This is a genomic window from Bacillus sp. 7894-2 (assembly GCF_002272225.1).
Lineage (GTDB): Bacteria > Bacillota > Bacilli > Bacillales > Cytobacillaceae > Cytobacillus.
Map to the genome: position 1 here is coordinate 1 of NZ_NPDG01000123.1, position 16,760 is coordinate 16,760.

12 protein-coding genes and 1 riboswitch are annotated in these 16,760 nt (G+C 43.0%); of the genes, 10 read left to right on the top strand and 2 right to left on the bottom strand.

Annotation, left to right across the window (positions count from 1 at the left end):
- Positions 1–262 precede the first annotated feature (262 nt).
- The 3 genes from CHI10_RS17420 to CHI10_RS17430 all read left to right on the top strand — a co-directional run bounded on the left by CHI10_RS17420 (position 263) and on the right by CHI10_RS17430 (position 7,105).
- Entirely contained in the window at positions 263–3,010 is a 2,748-nt protein-coding gene (locus CHI10_RS17420; protein WP_095245479.1) for a dynamin family protein, read from the top strand.
- A 404-nt stretch (positions 3,011–3,414) separates the two neighbouring features.
- Complete coding sequence (locus CHI10_RS17425) at positions 3,415–6,210, top strand: ATP-binding protein (protein ID WP_095245480.1); 2,796 nt, start codon at positions 3,415–3,417, stop codon at positions 6,208–6,210.
- Positions 6,211–6,277: 67 nt separating this feature from the next.
- Positions 6,278–7,105 (top strand): CheR family methyltransferase, encoded by an 828-nt coding sequence (locus CHI10_RS17430; RefSeq protein ID WP_179289074.1) that lies wholly within the window; start codon positions 6,278–6,280, stop codon positions 7,103–7,105.
- A 70-nt stretch (positions 7,106–7,175) separates the two neighbouring features.
- Here the strand turns inward: CHI10_RS17430 and CHI10_RS17435 are convergent, their stop codons facing one another.
- Positions 7,176–8,318 carry a fused response regulator/phosphatase gene (locus CHI10_RS17435; protein WP_095245482.1) on the bottom strand — a complete coding sequence of 381 codons (1,143 nt, stop codon included), beginning with the start codon at positions 8,316–8,318 and terminating at the stop codon, positions 7,176–7,178.
- A 335-nt stretch (positions 8,319–8,653) separates the two neighbouring features.
- Here CHI10_RS17435 and CHI10_RS17440 point away from each other — a divergent pair, with 335 nt between their 5' ends.
- The 5 genes from CHI10_RS17440 to CHI10_RS17460 all read left to right on the top strand — a co-directional run bounded on the left by CHI10_RS17440 (position 8,654) and on the right by CHI10_RS17460 (position 13,784).
- Positions 8,654–10,018 carry an aspartate kinase gene (locus CHI10_RS17440; protein WP_095245483.1) on the top strand — a complete coding sequence of 455 codons (1,365 nt, stop codon included), beginning with the start codon at positions 8,654–8,656 and terminating at the stop codon, positions 10,016–10,018.
- Between the two features lie 187 nt (positions 10,019–10,205).
- Positions 10,206–10,844: a glycosyltransferase gene (locus CHI10_RS17445; RefSeq protein ID WP_095245484.1), complete on the top strand. Its 639-nt coding sequence runs from the start codon at positions 10,206–10,208 to the stop codon at positions 10,842–10,844.
- A gap of 134 nt (positions 10,845–10,978) precedes the next feature.
- Entirely contained in the window at positions 10,979–12,166 is a 1,188-nt protein-coding gene (locus CHI10_RS17450; protein WP_095245485.1) for an MFS transporter, read from the top strand.
- Positions 12,167–12,425: 259 nt separating this feature from the next.
- Positions 12,426–12,506: riboswitch (glycine riboswitch) on the top strand.
- A 62-nt stretch (positions 12,507–12,568) separates the two neighbouring features.
- Complete coding sequence (gene purU, locus CHI10_RS17455) at positions 12,569–13,435, top strand: formyltetrahydrofolate deformylase (RefSeq protein ID WP_095245534.1); 867 nt, start codon at positions 12,569–12,571, stop codon at positions 13,433–13,435.
- A gap of 223 nt (positions 13,436–13,658) precedes the next feature.
- The gene (locus tag CHI10_RS17460; RefSeq protein WP_095245486.1) at positions 13,659–13,784 is read left to right on the top strand and encodes an FbpB family small basic protein; all 126 of its coding nucleotides are present in this window, start codon (positions 13,659–13,661) and stop codon (positions 13,782–13,784) included.
- A 235-nt stretch (positions 13,785–14,019) separates the two neighbouring features.
- Here the strand turns inward: CHI10_RS17460 and CHI10_RS17465 are convergent, their stop codons facing one another.
- Positions 14,020–14,337, bottom strand: coding sequence for a hypothetical protein (locus tag CHI10_RS17465; RefSeq protein WP_095245487.1), 318 nt, complete (start codon positions 14,335–14,337; stop codon positions 14,020–14,022).
- A gap of 313 nt (positions 14,338–14,650) precedes the next feature.
- On the opposite strand from CHI10_RS17465, the gene CHI10_RS17470 reads away from it, so the two are divergent.
- Together CHI10_RS17470 and CHI10_RS17475 are read left to right on the top strand one after the other, a co-directional pair.
- Positions 14,651–16,405 carry an alkaline phosphatase D family protein gene (locus CHI10_RS17470; protein ID WP_095245488.1) on the top strand — a complete coding sequence of 585 codons (1,755 nt, stop codon included), beginning with the start codon at positions 14,651–14,653 and terminating at the stop codon, positions 16,403–16,405.
- Between the two features lie 15 nt (positions 16,406–16,420).
- On the top strand, positions 16,421–16,627 hold the full coding sequence (locus tag CHI10_RS17475; protein ID WP_095245489.1) for a twin-arginine translocase TatA/TatE family subunit: 207 nt from the start codon (positions 16,421–16,423) through the stop codon (positions 16,625–16,627).
- The last annotated feature ends 133 nt before the right edge of the window (positions 16,628–16,760 follow it).

Below are 16,760 nucleotides of genomic sequence, written 5' to 3' on the forward strand. Positions count from 1 at the left end.
CTTCTTACAGGGATCGTCTTATGCTAGTCGTCCCTGGGCAGTCGCCTCAACATTTATTTCAATCCGTCCAAAAGGTTAAAGAACAACCTTTCAGCCGGCTCGTCTTATGCTTGTCGCCGATAGGCTGGCGCCTTCCGCTTTTCTTATAAAGCCACTGATAAGCCCTATGAAATTAGGAAATCAGCAGGCTGGATCAATAAAATTCTTTTAAAAGACGCCGTCTTTAGGCGCACTTTTAAAAATAGCACTGCGGGGGATCAAGATGACTTTAGAGAAGCAGCTAATCAGCAAAACCTTTTATAAGACCTTCATGGAATCTAATGAAAATGTGCATCCGATCAGGGTTTTGGGTGAACTGTATGTGGCTGAGCAGCAGAATGAGGTGCCTGATTTAACTAATATCCGCTTCGCCCAGGGTGAAGTCTATTTCCTTAACAAGGATTATGAAGCGGCCATTTTTAAATGGGAAAGCATTCCGAATGAATTGGGGCCGTGGGCTCAGAAAAATATGGCTGATGCCTATTTTGAATTAGATCTGCTTTCAAATGCAGAGGACTTTTATAAATCGATTGAAACGGATTCAGAGGTGTTAAAGACCGAGGTGCTCCTCCAGCTGTTTTCACTTTACATACAGCGCGGCAAGCTTGAATTGGCTGTTGAATCCATTAAAGAGGCGGTCCGGCTAAATCCGGATTATCCGGATGTGACCGATCTGGCACGCGGATTCTTTGAAGAACACAGCGATTGGGGAAATGCAGTGGAGCTGGCTGTCAATGAAGCAATCAGGACAGAATCACTATCCTGGTTTGAAGTTCTTCATTCGTATGTGGAACAGGGGCGGACAGCAAAAATGGAGCCCAACTATTTCAGTGAGGCGCTTTCGGTGCTATACCGTGCAGATCAGGCTCACTTTGAAGGTTTATCAGCCGCTCTGTGGGACAGCTACAGGACATCAGATCTGTATTTCTCATGGCTGAAAGAATATAATCATCTTCTCCTGAATATGGAGCCGGGACGCTCACATACATGGAGCGTGCTTTCGGAGCTTTATAAAGATACTTATCTTGAGATGATCAGCGGGAAGCATTTAATTCGGGACTTATCCCATCTGATTCCCAATCACATAACGAATTGGGTGAAAATAGCTGCTCCTTCTCATTATCTTGTGTCGGCATCGGCAGTGCTGGCATGGAGCGAAATATTTCCATCCAATATTGATTCTTCTGCTGTCAGTGAAGCAGAAAGCCTTGTGAACCGTTCTGTCCGTTATCAGGAAGGTCTGGAGGAAAGCTTTAAGCTTTTCGAAAATATCATGAAATGGGCAAAGGAAAAAGGTGTCCTGATGGGTGAGCGATTTGAATGGATGGTCCGTGAGCTCCTTGATTTGGATTCCGGCCACTTGCTGATTGCCGGTGCATCATCAAATGGAAAATCCTCGTTTGTGAACACTCTTCTCGGTGAAGAGCTGATGGGGGATTCAACCTCTGCTTCAGTGCTGTTCAAGGATAGTGATGAAGCGGAAATCCATGCTATTACGGACGAGGAAGTCAGAAGCATTTCTGATCTTGAGGATTTTAGGCAAAGTGCAGAGAAAAGCCAGCAGACGCTCATACGCTGCAAGATGCCATTCAGCTTTTTACAGAATAATAGACTCGCTGTCATAGATACGCCGGGTCTTGCGGGGCAGAGCAAGTTCAGAAATGGTGTGTTCCAATACCTCCATTTCGCTGACAGCATGCTATTTGTCCTGAATGCGGATTCCCCTTTGACAGATAAAGAGCTGGATCTCGCTGTAAGAATGCGAGAGCAGGCTCCGGAACTGCCTATACATTTCCTTCTCAGTAAAATGGATCGGATTCCGGACAGCCAGGATGCCATTGAGCTTCTTGACGAAACTCAGTCCCGTGTTTATACCTATTTCCCGAAAGCAAAGGTGTTTGCTTTCTCCGCCTATTATGAAAGTGAAAGCCAGCTCAATGATTTAGCCGTCTTTATCAAGTCGATGATCGATGGACGGAACCGTAAAGAAGAGCGTACAGCTAAGGTTCTTTACTATATAAAAAAATCCATCAAATTCCTGCTTGAAAAACGTGTTGAGATGGAAAACAGCTTGATTGATACGATTAAATGGAATGAAGAGATGGTGACAAAAATAAAGGGTGCCAAGAATCAGCTGATGGATATGGAAGAAGAGAAGGTCCGGACGATTAAAAAATCGTACAGCAAGATTAAAGATGAAATGAGAGCGGATCTTGAGAAGCAGATTCCGGAACTGCTTCGGAATTGTTCAGAAATGGTGACTGAAGACAGTGATTTTGGAAAAATCCATACTGAGCTTAATGATGAAATGAATAATCGGGTACATCAATATATTGAAGATACGGTTTTGCCGGAGTTTCATGTTTCCATCCAGGATTGGATTGCGGAAAGTGAAGGAGAGTTCAGAAGCAGCCAGGCATATTTGGATGAAATGAGCCAAGGCTTCAATGAGCTATACGGCGAGGAGAAAATCGCGCTGGACTGCGATTTCAGAGTCCTGGATGACTGGCGCCGCGACGCTGACCGGATGACGCGCGGGAGTGTTCAGCTTGAAAAGGCCAATATTCTAAACCGCTTTTCGCCATCGCAGTTCCTGCTCAAGAGTGCAGGAAAACTGCTTGGGGCGATTCAGCAGAATAAAACCATGCTCCATAATAAATATAAACAGTTCATTGAGCATGAAGACTATAGCGAAATCGCAGAATTCATCACCGATAAATTCATGCAGCAATTCGAACTCTTCGAGAAATCGCTTGAGCGGGATATTAAGATGTTCTTCAGAAATCCTTTTGACGTATTGAATCATACAGTTGAAGAGACATATACAAACATTGCAGAAAATAAAGAAGCATTAAGCGATATGCGCAAAAATCCTGAGATTTACCAGGATCCTCTGACACTATTTGACCTGAAGCTCCGCCAGTTTGAATGGATGACTTCAGCAGGGGAAAGAGTTAAGGAATATCGTTAAACATTGGGAAGGAGTAATCCTTCCTCTTTTTTTATGTTTAAAACTTATTTTTTTCACTGTGTTGATTGGAGCGGAAGGTGCGAGATCCTCGATAATACTATCGCATTTTCTTCGTGCGTTGTTTCAAAGTCCTGCGAAGTAGCGGGAAAGGTGAGAACCCGCAGACGCACAGCGTCGAGAAGGCTCACCGCCCGCCCCGCGGTTTGCTAAGTGCCTGCAGCGGAAATCAACGGGCTGAATACTTAGGCTAAAAGCAATAATTTATATAAAAAAGGCGAAATACAGGTTTGACCTCTAACATATAAGGGTAAAGAAGCTGGTCTATTAAAACCTTAATCTCATAAAGCATGAACATGCAAAGAAAAATGATGAAGAAAAAATCGGGGGAAAGAAGGAGAGAACAGGTGAGCTTTAAAAGAAAGCAAATGATGGGATTGGGCTTAACCGTATTTTTTTTGTTTATTCTAATGTTTGTCATTCTGTCTATGGTAAACGGAATGAAAGCAAACATGCTGGAAATTGTGGAGGATCGATACTATAAGGTAAATCAGGCTACAGAGATCAGACAGCTATTTTACCAGACAGACCAGCAGCTGCTAAGTGTGCTCACCGATAAAGACTCAAGCGATTCAGCCATGACGGCTGAATTGGTGAAAGCTAACCATGAGGGGATACAAACCCGAATATTTAAATTAGAACAAGAATTAAATAGACAAAAATCCAAATTGCTTTTAAAAGAAGTGGAGCAGGCATATGAATCATATGCCCAGATGCAAAACAGCTTTATTGGATTAATGAGTAATGGTGATATGGACTCTTTGGAAGCGCTATACAGAAGTGAGAGAGAAAACCGAAACGCACTGCTGAACAAGCTGGCTGAATTTAAAGAGTATCAGGAATCCCTTATGGCGGAATCGCTGAAAGGTGCAAATGACACGTATAGCCAGTTAGTATCAATTTTGGTTGCTGCGGTTGCAATAGCAATTGTTTTAATCGTTGGAGTGACGGTTTGGGTGATCAGAAGCACAGGCAGAACCATCAGCTTAATTACAAAAGGGATTAAGGATATTGATTATCAGGATCTTTCTTCCATTTCAAGGCTGGATGTCGAATCCAATGACGAAATTGGCAATATTGCGAAAGCTTTTAATTCTATGGCTGATTCCCTTGAGAATTATTACGTGAAAGAACAGCGCTATTCGGCAGAAATCAGTGAGCAAAACTGGATCCAAAGCCAGTCTGCTGCATTAGTAAGCATCTATAGCCAGCATGTGACTATAGCCAATTTGGCAGATGATTTTATATCAAGGCTGGCACCTGCTGCCAGTGCTGATCTTGGAGTCATTTATGTGAAAGATGACAGCGGAAGCAAACCTGTATTTAAGAAGCAGGCTGCTTATGCAGATGGAGCGGATGATGCAGGAAGAGACTTTTTCTATGAGGGGGAAGGTTTAGCAGGGCAAACCGTCAGGGATAAGAAAACAATGTTCCTTGAGGATGTTCCTGAGGATTACAAAGTCTTATCAACTGGTTTGGGAGATGTCAGGCCGAAAAGCATCATGATGGCTCCCGTTATGCTAAAGGACGAGGTAGTGGCAGTATTGGAATTGGCGAGTTTGAGGCCGTTCACTGAAGCTCAGATCAAACTATTGGAAAAAGTAATAGAAACATTAGGAATAGCCATTACGAATATTTCTGGAAGAATGGAGATTGAACGCTTACTGGCCGAATCCCAGGCACAGACAGAGGAACTGCAGGCACAGGCTGAAGAGCTGCAATCCCAGTCTGAGGAGCTGCAGGCGCAATCTGAAGAAATGCAGAGTCAATCCGAAGAGCTGCGTATGATTAATGAGCAGCTTGAAGAGCGCTCAAGAGATGCTGAAATGAAATCCGAAGAACTTCAGGCTGCCAAGGAAGAACTGGAGGAAAGAGCAAAACAGCTGGGTCTAAGCTCAAAATACAAATCAGAGTTCCTGGCAAATATGTCCCACGAGCTGCGCACACCGCTTAACAGCATCCTGCTTTTATCAGAAATGCTGGCAGAAGACCCGGATCAAATCCTTACTGAGGAGCAGAAAGAGTTTTCCAAGGTTATACATACATCTGGGCAGGATTTGCTTGCCCTCATTAACGATATTCTCGACCTTTCAAAAGTAGAGGTAGGGAAACTGGAAATCAGCTTTGAGGAAGTCAATATGGGAGAAATGTCGCAGCGTCTGAAACAGCATTTTACACAGGTGGCAAGGCATAAAAATCTTGAATTTACTGTAAGCTCTTCGGAAGAAGTTCCTTCTGTATTCAATACCGATGAGCAGCGTCTTCAGCAAATTGTGAAAAACCTCCTTTCAAATGCATTTAAGTTTACGGAAGAAGGTTCAGTAGCAGTCACGTTTGAAAAAGCTTCAAAAGGCGATTTCTTTGGCTTGCCGTTATCCAGCTATACAAATGACTGGCTGAAAATAACAGTGCTCGACACAGGTATTGGCATTCCGTCCGAGAAGCAGGAGCTGATTTTTGAAGCCTTCCAGCAGGCTGATGGAGCCACGATGAGGAAATATGGCGGAACGGGCCTGGGATTGTCCATCTCCAAGGAATTTGCCCAGCTGCTCGGCGGTATCTGCAAAGTGGAGAGTGAAGAAGGAAAAGGAAGCCGGTTTACACTCGTTATCCCGAATCTTCCAAACGGAATGCCTGAAATAAAGGCCGGTTCGCTTGCTTTCGAAGAAGCTGCTGTAACCGTTGAGCCTGTCACAGAAGTGTCTGAGGCAACTGAAGCACAAGATGCTAAAGAAGATACGGAAGCAGAGCATCAGCAGACAGGTACGGAGCTTAAAGACAAAACAGTCATTGTCGTAGATGATGACCACAGAAATATTTATGCGCTGAAAAATGCTTTGAAAAAAGAAGGCATGAATGTCCTTACAGCAGAAAACGGGATGCAGTGCCTCGATTTGATAATGGGTACAGATCAGATCGATATTGTTCTGATGGATATTATGATGCCGGTTATGGATGGTTATGAAACCATGAAGAGGCTCCGCGGGCTGGACAGGCACCAGGATGTTCCAATCATTGCCCTTACTGCCAAGGCAATGAAAGGCGATAGGGAAAAATGCATGGAAGCGGGTGCAACGGATTATATCAGCAAGCCTTTAAAACTGGACCAGCTTCTGTCTGTTATGAGAGTATGGCTTTCATAGATGGCAGAGAGGAGTCCGGACAACATCCGGACACCGTCAACATCATTTTATTCTCGAAAGTTGAGGAATGAAAGAATTGAAAAAGGAAGAATTAGAAATAGAATTGCTTTTAAAGGCTATATATAGTTTATCCGGATATGATTTCCGGCAATATATGCGCTCGTCAATTGCCAGGAGAATCCAAAATCGCTTAAGCAGGGATCGGCTTCCCAGCATAACAAGCCTCACGGAAAAGGTTATACATGAAGAGGGGTATCTGCAAAAGGTACTGAGCGATTTTTCAATCAATGTGACAGAAATGTTCCGGGACCCTTCATTTTTTAAGGCTTTTCGAAATGAGGTTGTCCCGATGCTCAGAGAATTGCCGCAGATCAGAATTTGGCATGCAGGCTGTTCGACTGGGGAAGAAGCCTACTCCATGTCTATTTTGATGGAAGAAGAGGGGCTGGGGGAACGAACGAAGATTTACGCCACAGACATCAATGAAAAGGTGCTAAAAAAGGCAGAGAGCGGAATAATCCCTCTGCAAAAAATGCAGTTGTATACAAAGAATTACATTATGGCCGGCGGAAAAAAATCCTTCTCTGAATACTACACAACCGATTGTGAAGCAGCTTATCTGAATGCATCCCTGCTTGAACGAATGGTTTTTGCCCAGCATAATCTGGTGACTGATGGCTCCTTTAATGAGTTTCATGTGATTATGTGCCGCAATGTGATGATCTATTTTAATACAGACCTGCAAACCCACGTTTTTAATCTTTTTAATGAAAGCCTCAGCATGGGAGGGTTTCTGGGGCTTGGCAGCAAGGAAGCGCTGCGGATGGAATACCCTGTATTCGAAGAAATCAACCTGCAGGAAAAGATTTTCAGGAAGGTTTCTCATGTAAAATAAAAACAGAGTGCGGTCCCTATTTTGGAGGGACTGCACTCTGTTTTTATGTAAGAAATATTATGTATTCATCCTAATCTGCCTGAATAAGAACAATACACATATCATCATCAGCGCTTGCCTGCTGCTGCTTAGTCAGTATCATATCGATTGGCTCTGCTGTTCTGGCTGCATTCCAGTAAAAGGATGCGAAGCGCTGAAGATACTCACATGGATTGAGATTATTCTGCTCTGCCGCTTCTTCCACCCCGTCTGTAAACAAGAGCAGCTGAATGGACTCTGTATAGGGAATAGTTTCTTTTTGTATCGTAATATCTTCGAAAAAACCCACTGCACACATATTGCTTGATAAGCTGAACATTTCATCTTTGTCTACAAGTGCATATCCGGCTGGATGTCCGGCGTTTACATACTCGATTGTTTTGTCTTTTTTATTTAGAACGAGGTAAATAGCTGTAAAATAATATGGAATTCGCTGATTGCGCTGGTTTAGGGAATTCATCCACCGATTTAGTTCGTTCATGACGTATTCAGGATCACTGCATGTTCTGATGGCATCTCTGAGAACAGAAGAGATAAACATGCATACAAGAGAAGCTGAAATTCCGTGGCCCATCATATCCAGCTGTATGGCAGCATAGCGATGTTCATCTATCTGGTGCCAGTAATACATATCTCCTGCAAGTTTGTTGGCTGGCAGGTAGGAAGCCTTTAAAAGTGTATGTTCATGATAAATCGGTTCGCTCAGCATGCTGGTTTGTACCTGCATGGATAAATCCAATTCATTCCTGATTTTATTTTCCTGCTCCTTATGCCAGTCCTTCTCATATTTAAGCCTTAAGGCAGCGCGAATGCGGGCAAGAAGTTCCGTCTTATTAATGGGCTTCATTACATAATCGGTCCCGCCCGCATCAAGAGCTTCTGCAACTTTATTTGAGTCCTCCAATGCAGTTACAAAAATCACCGGGATATCCTTCAAATGGGGAATCTGCTGAAGCCGGCGGCATGCTTCAATTCCATCCATCTCCGGCATCATAATATCCATCAGGATAACGTCTGCTTTTATCTCGGCTGAAAAAGGTGAATATCCCTGAAGATGCTGAAACATATCCTTTGCAGAAGAAAACGTTAAATGGTCTTTATACCCGGCGCGTTTTAATATATGTTGAATAACAAATAAGTTGGCTTGATTATCGTCCACAACTAGGATTCCCATAGACTTTTTCCCTTCCCGTGTTTTACGATTTAATTCTTTATATAAATATCCTTAACATATACCCTATTGCGGGAGAGTGAAAACCACTAATTTCATCATTTTTGGCTTTATTTCATCCAAAAAATAAATAATAATTGTAAGCGTTTTCCTTTATTTTCTTAAAATAATATTATTTAACGGTGTATTCATAGAAATCAAGTAATAATATTATATCTGGATATTTTTATGTATTTTTATGATGAACATTTGTGTTTTCATGGTGGAATTACCTCTTGATTTCTGTGAGGATAAGAGTAAAATAAAGATTAAATTTTCAGAGATTGGGAGATGTCAGGATGAAAGTGGTGAAGTTCGGAGGATCATCTTTAGCATCAGGAAAGCAAATCGAGAAGGTATTCAATATTGTAAATGCTGATCCAGAGCGAAAGATCATTGTTGTCTCGGCTCCTGGAAAGCGATTTTCAGAGGATGACAAGGTTACTGATTTATTAATCGCATGTGCAGAGAAACGGATTCTGGGGGAAGCAGCAGATGATTTGGCTGAAGCTGTATTGGATAGGTATGGCCAAATCGCTGATGAATTAGAGCTTGGTCCGGAAATTAAAGATATCATCAGGGAGGATCTTTTTACGAGGCTTTCCAGTGATACGCATAATCCTGAAGCTTTCCTGGATTTGATCAAAGCAAGCGGTGAAGATAACAACGCTAAGCTTGTAGCAGCCTATTTTCAGCAGCAGGGAATAGAAGCAAGATATGTAAGCCCGAAGGAAGCGGGATTGCTTGTCAGTCCGGAGCCCGGCAACGCTCAGGTGCTCCCTGAAGCATATGACAAGCTGCTTGCATTAAGGGAGCAGGACGGGATCATCATCTTTCCGGGTTTCTTTGGATATAGCAGGGATGGCCAGGTCTTCACATTTTCAAGAAGCGGATCGGATGTGACAGGCTCCATCTTGGCCGGTGCAGCCAAGGCGGATTTATATGAAAACTTTACAGATGTGGATGCGGTCTATTCGGTAAATCCCTTTATTGTAGAAAGCCCTAAAGAAATCAAAGAGCTGACATACCGGGAAATGCGGGAGCTTTCCTATGCAGGCTTTACTGTCCTGCATGATGAAGCGCTTGTACCGGCATTTCGGGCCGGAATTCCTGTGCAGATAAAAAATACGAATAATCCGTCTGCTCCCGGCACAAGAATTGTGAACGAGCGGGATAACACAAACGGACCTGTGATCGGGATTGCCAGTGATCAGGGATTCTGCAGCATCTATGTCGGCAAATACTTAATGAACAGGGAAGTCGGCTTTGGGAGGAGGCTGCTGACCATTTTGGAAGAGAATGGCCTCAGCTATGAGCATACACCATCAGGAATTGATGACATTTCCATTATCCTGCGGGAAAACCAATTTACTGATGGGATGGAGGAAGAAATTTTGAGCCGCATACAGCATGAACTTCAAGCGGATGAAGTGAAAATCCAGCACAGTCTTTCTCTCATTATGGTGGTTGGAGAGGGGATGCGCCAGAACATCGGAACAATGGCCCGTGCCTCCAAAGCCCTCGCTAAAGCGAAAGTCAATATGGAAATGATCAATCAGGGCTCCTCTGAAGTGAGCATGATGTTTGGCGTACAGGCAGCGGATGAGGTACGTGCGGTACAGGCGCTTTATAATGAGTTTTTTGCTGCGGTGGCAGTAGTGTAATCATTTATGCGAAGGTAAATATGTTTATACGAAAAGAGCCAAGTAAATTGGCTTTATATGCAATCAATCAAACGTTTGATTGAAAAAGCTTGGGGCATTAGCCTCGAGCTTTATTTTTTTTGAATGAAAAATCTTAGGATAATCAAAATAAGAAGGAAACTTTTTCAATTAGGAAGGAGAAAAGGATATGAAGAAATTACTGATCATAGGAATAATGCTGCTCATGCCGCTGAATATGCTGGCAGCTCCGGGCAGTGCAGCTGCACAAAAACCGTGTCTTACTCAATCAGAGGTTAAGTTTGAAAACGAATTCCGCAGACTATGGATCGACCATGTATTATGGACAAGCAACTATATTACAAGTGCCACAACTGCAGGGGCGGAGGATCAGAAGCAGGTATTGGCACGCCTGCTTAAAAATCAGGAGGACATAGGGAATTCCATTAAGCCTTATTTCGGAGAAGCTGCAGGAGCTAAGCTGACAGAACTGCTTAAAGAGCATATTGTCATTGCGGGTGATATCGTGGAGGCTGCCAAGAGCGGTCAAGGTGCAAAGGTGAACCAGCTGAACAAAGAATGGTATCGCAATGCCGATGATATCGCTGCTTTTCTAAGCGGAGCCAATCCAAATCTGAAAAATGAAGATGTGAAAAAACTGCTTTATAAGCATTTGGAATTAGTTACAAATGATCTGACAGCAAGTCTTGTTAAGGATTGGGAAGCAAGAATTGTTTCGATTGATGAGGGAGTGTCGCATATTATTATGATGGCAGATGCCATTTCTGATGCGGTTGTGAAGCAATTCCCGAACAAATTTAAAGGGTAACTACAAGAGGCTTCAGCTTTGCTGAGGCTTCTCTTTTTTTTCCTTTGACAAAGCAGCATGTCTCATTATAAGCTATTTAGCGTGCCGAAAAAAATAATGTAAATTTTTCACATATAGAAGGAGGGGTATCCGTTTTGTCAGGAGATCAAAAGAAAAAGATGATCATTTTGATGATCAATATGTTTATTGCAATCGGAAGCTTTGGTATTATCATTCCGATTTTGCCGGCTTATTTGGAATCCATTAATCAGGGAGGAACGGCAGCAGGCCTGATGATTGCCATTTTTGCGGGTGCCCAGCTGATTTTTTCTCCTATCGCGGGAAAATGGGCTGACCAGTACGGCCGCAGAAAGATGATTATTTACGGGTTAGCTGGTTTGACATTATCCATGCTTGTCTTTTATGCAGTAGATTCCATTTGGCTGCTTTACTTTTCACGTGTCATTGGAGGCATTGGAGCTGCCTTGCTGATTCCAGCTATTTTTGCTTACATTGCTGATATTACTACCATGGAGCAGCGTGCAAAAGGGAATGGTCTTGTCTCAGCTGCAATGTCACTTGGAATTGTGGTTGGGCCTGGAATTGGCGGATTTTTGGCAGACTTCGGCCTAAAAATGCCATTTCTGATTTCCGCGCTTGTTTCTCTAGTGGCTGTTATTTTTTCAGTTGTGCTCCTTGAGGAAAGCAGCACATTGCAGACAGTGCCGGGAGAGATGCCTGAAGAGGAACCGATGGTCAAGAAACTGGCCATGTCCGTTAAGAAGCCTTATTTTATTCCGCTTGTCATTACATTGGTGATGAGCTTTGGACTAATGGCGTATGAGTCAGTTCTTGGGCTCTACCTTGATAATGAATTTGCTGCTACTCCGCAGGAAATTGCCATTATGGTGACTTCGACAGGAGTCATTAGTGTTATTGTTCAATTATTTGTAGTCGATCGTGTGGTTAATAAATTCGGTGAAGGAAAGGTATTGAATATCTTTTTGGCTGTTGCAGCATCAGGATTCCTAGTTTCACTGTTTGCAGGAAGCTATGCACTTTTCTTCGTTATTTCGCTGATCATTTTCCTTGCAACTTCCATTCTTCGACCGGTGTTAACAACGTTAATCTCTAAAATGGCCGGTAACGAACAGGGATTTGCGATGGGAATGAACAATGCTTATATGAGCATTGGAAACGTTCTGGGGCCAACGATTGCCGGCGTACTTTACGATGTGCGGATAACCTATCCGTTTGTTCTCGGTCTGGCCCTATTGATCGTTACATTGTTTATCACGATTGCCTGGCAGAAAAAGGAGCCAAAACCAAAGGCAGCTGTGTAGAAAAAGGCTTGGAGACGTTGTCTTCAAGCTTTTTTACTTTTCTTTTCACATAATAAATCAGCTTTAAAGCCAGGCTGAAATTGTGGCAATTTTGTGAAAGAAACCTAGTTCGATTGACATAAGTTAAAATATATATTATTCTGAAAATAACAAAAATATCGAGCGGATGACGGCTGCGGGAGAGAGCATACAGTAGCCGAAGGAGCAAGCTTCAAAAATACCCTTGAAGCCAATCTCTCAGGTAGACAGAACCTCAGTCGGACGCATCTCTGGAGAGCGCGCATGGACTTTGCGACACCAAAGGGGTCAAACTCTCAGGTAAAAGGACAGAGAAGGGGGATAAAGAAGCCGCCTTTTTTCTGTCCTTTTTATATGGATGGCAAGGCAGTTGGAGGAATCTATATGAATACGAATATTAACGCAAACCGGGCGACGTTGCTGATATCCTGTCCAGAGAGACCGGGCATCATTTCCACAGTTTCTAACTTTCTGCTGGAGCATAACGCGAATATTGTCCATTTTGACCAGCACACAACCGATCCGCTGGCAGGCATCTTCTTCATGCGGATTGAATTCGATATGAACCATTTTGATGAGTCCTTCTCAAAACTGAAAGAGGATCTGCCTGAAATGGCCAGGGAATACTCAATGGAGTGGAAGCTGAGCGGCAAAGGCGAGCGCAAGCGGATGGCCATATTTGTTTCTAAAATGGATCACTGTCTGCTCGAGCTGCTGTGGCGCTGGAAATCGAAGGAGCTTGAAGTGGATATTCCCCTTGTGATCAGCAATCATCCTGACATGAGGGAAGTGGTAGAAGGTTTCGGAATACCATATCATCATGTTCCGATTATGCCGGACAATAAAGCGGAAGCTGAGCAAAAGGCAGTAGAGCTGCTGGATGGAAAAGCGGATTTCATTGTGCTTGCGAGATATATGCAGATTCTTTCACCGAGCTTTATTTCCAAATATCCAAACAGGATTATCAATATTCATCATAGTTTTCTGCCGGCCTTCGTGGGAGCCAATCCTTATGCACGGGCGTTTAACCGCGGGGTCAAGCTGATTGGGGCAACTGCCCATTATGTTACAAATGATTTGGATGAAGGGCCGATCATTGAGCAGGATGTCCAGCGGGTTAACCACCGGCACACTGCACAGGATCTCAAAATTGCCGGCAGGCATGTGGAAAGGCAGGTCCTCGCACAGGCAGTCGCCTGGCATGTGGAAGACAAAGTCATAGTGCATGGCAATAAGACGATTGTTTTTTAAGAGGACTTTCAATTTTCACAAGATTTGTTGCTTAATAAATATTATTTACTGAGTTTATTGGAGCGGTAGGTGCGAGACCACGTCCGCCCCGCGAAAGCGAGCAGCCTGGAGCAGAAATGAACGGACAACATTGAAAGGAAAAAAACAACAATTATACGAAAAGAGCTTCAATAAAGATCTTGCATCAAGAAGTTACCAACATCATGAAAGAAGGTGAGCAGAAATGAAAAAGAAAAAATTATCAATGCTTGAAATGATTAAAGTTAATAGAGAAGAACTTTTAAAAGATCGCCTTGAGCTTGAGAAGATTGAAAAAAAAATAGACGATAAATATGCAAAAGCACAGTAAGAAAGGAAACCCGGCCTGGGAATAAAACAGGCCGGGTTTTTTATGAAATAAAAACGCCCCGGGAGGGAATCCCTGGGCGCCAACTTCTCATTTTTGTCTAAAGAAATCTGTGAAAGCATGATACATTTCCATACCCTGATAAAAGAACAGGCTGGAAGCTGTTAATGAAAATAACCCAATCATTAAAAATCTAATCCACATTATGTCTTCCTCCTTTAATTGTTTGGTTGGACAATTAAGGAGCTTGAATGACATAATTCGCCTCGTAGAAAATTGGAGTATAAAATATCTTTCTCCTGCGGGCAATGTGCAGAGCACTATATACAAAAAGGATAACTGTCAGAATTGTAATGGATAAAGAGATGATATCCAAAGTGAAGATATGCTTTTTGGGATCATCTTTTAATAGGAAGCTCTCGGTAAAGTCCGAAACTGTTACCGCTTTGCTTTGGTCCATTGGAATGTCATTATAATGAACACCAGGATATTGGGTAATGAGAAAGGATAAAAACACAGACAGCAGTAAAAGTGGCATTACCTGGCGTTTCCTCATTCCCTCACCCCTTTTCAAGATTATAACTATCATCATAACCACTATTTATAGATTAGTAAACTAAAAGATTTTGACAGGATTCGTTAATATTCTATGTATATATTGTAAAAATATCTGGGACAAATGATACAGGAGAACAAAGGTATTTTGGCTGCAAGCCTAGATTACAGGTGAAAGAATAACCAAATCCTTACAAAAGACCTGATAAAATAGGCAGAGGTATTGTCATTCTCCTTTACACATCTTCATATTGCTTTAAAAAATGCCTCTTATAATCAAATGTGAATCCAGATTGAATTAAGAGGTGAAGAAAATGAACAATGAGAGATCGATTGATGATTTAATCAGGAATTTTAATGAAGAAAATCTGAAAAGGGACATTGACCGCCGGAGCTTTCTATCTGGCGCAGGAAAAATAGCCGGTTTTTCGCTGGCGCTGGCTATGGCGCAATCATTAGGGGTGGGTAATCTAAAGGTTGATGCTGCTCCTAAGTTCAGCAAATACCCTTTTACGCTCGGTGTCGCATCAGGAGATCCTCTTTCTGACAGTGTGGTTTTATGGACAAGGCTAGCGCCAGATCCGCTTAATGGAGGCGGGATGCCAAATCATGCTGTACCGGTCAAATGGGAACTTGCTGCAGATGAACACTTCCGAAAAGTTGTTAAACACGGGACTGAAATCGCAGTGCCGGAATTGGCGCATTCTGTGCATGTGGAGGCAGAAGGCTTAATGCCAAACACTGTTTATTATTATCGTTTTAAAAGCGGCAATGAGCTTAGCCCAATCGGCAAAACAAAGACACTTCCGCCTGCGGGTGCCAAAGTATCAGGATTATCATTTGCATTTGCTTCATGTCAGCAGTATGAACATGGATTTTTTACAGCCTATCAGCATATGGCAAAGGAAAATTTGGATTTTATTATTCACCTTGGCGACTACATATATGAATATGGACCAAATGAATATATTTCACCAACAGGAAATGTCCGCCATCATAGCGGGCCGGAAATTATCTCTCTAGAAGATTATCGGAATCGCCATGCTCAGTATAAATCTGATCAGCATCTTAGAGAAGCTCATGCTGCTTTCCCTTGGGTGGTCACTTGGGATGACCACGAAGTGGAAAATAACTATGCAGGAGGGATTCCGGAAAAAGGTCAGTCAGCTGAAGCATTTATTAAACGCAGGGCAGCAGCTTATCAGGCATACTATGAGCACATGCCACTCCGGTTATCTTCCATGCCAAATGGTGATGGTATGCAGTTGTATAGGGAGTTCAGCTATGGCAGCCTGGCGTCATTCCTTGTGCTTGATTCCCGGCAATATCGGGATGACCAGGCAAATGGTGATGGCAGCAAGCAGCATACACCGGAGTCGCTTGATCCAGCCCGGACTCTCCTTGGGAATGAACAGGAACAATGGGTTGAAAGCAATCTTGCCAGCTCCAATGCGCAATGGAATGTACTAGCGCAGCAGGTGTTCTTTGCCCAGAGAAATTTCGGGACAAGTGCTTCGCCAAAGTTCAGCATGGATGCATGGGATGGATACCCTGCTGCCAGGGAGCGCCTGGCTGATTTCGCAGCTTCAAACAATATCGAAAATCTGATCGTCCTGACTGGAGATGTTCATGCAAGCTGGGCTTCCAATATTCTAACAGACTATGATGATTCAAATGCAAAGCTGATTGGGGCCGAATTTGTCGGAACCTCTATCACATCAGGAGGGAACGGATCAGATGTGAGAGCAGATACGGAAAAGACGCTTGCAGAGAATCCGCATATTAAGTTCTTTAATAATTATAGGGGCTATGTCCGCTGCCGGGTAACACCAGAGCAATGGCGTGCGGATTACCGGGTTCTTCCATCCGTAACAGAGCCTGGAGCGGATATTTCAACAAGAGCATCATTTGTTTTTGAAAAAGATCAGGCTGGATTGAAGCAGGTTTCGGCTTCTGCTGTCCCTCAGGGAGTTCGAATATCTGCCGAGGTTGAGGAAGACCGCCACCGTGCCCATAATCGGGCACATGAAAAGCAGCTTAAAAAAAAGCGCGAAAAGGTATTACATTAAAAGGGCGGTGAGAAAATGATTTCTAACATTGGCATTCCAGGCTTAATTCTTGTTCTTGTCATTGCCTTGATCATATTTGGGCCATCCAAGCTTCCCGAAATTGGGAGGGCGTTTGGACGGACATTAACTGAGTTTAAAAGCGCGGCAAAAGACATAGTGTCAGATGAGGGAATGAAAGAAGAGAAAAAGCCGGCACTTTCAGCTCTGAAAAGAGAAAAGTAGGGAATAAAAATACAGGCGCAAATTAGCCTGTATTTTTATGTGCACTAACATGTGAATAATTTCACATAATGTTCATTTTTGAATAATCCATAAGAACAAGAAGTATATTATATTAATACTGTACTAATATTGT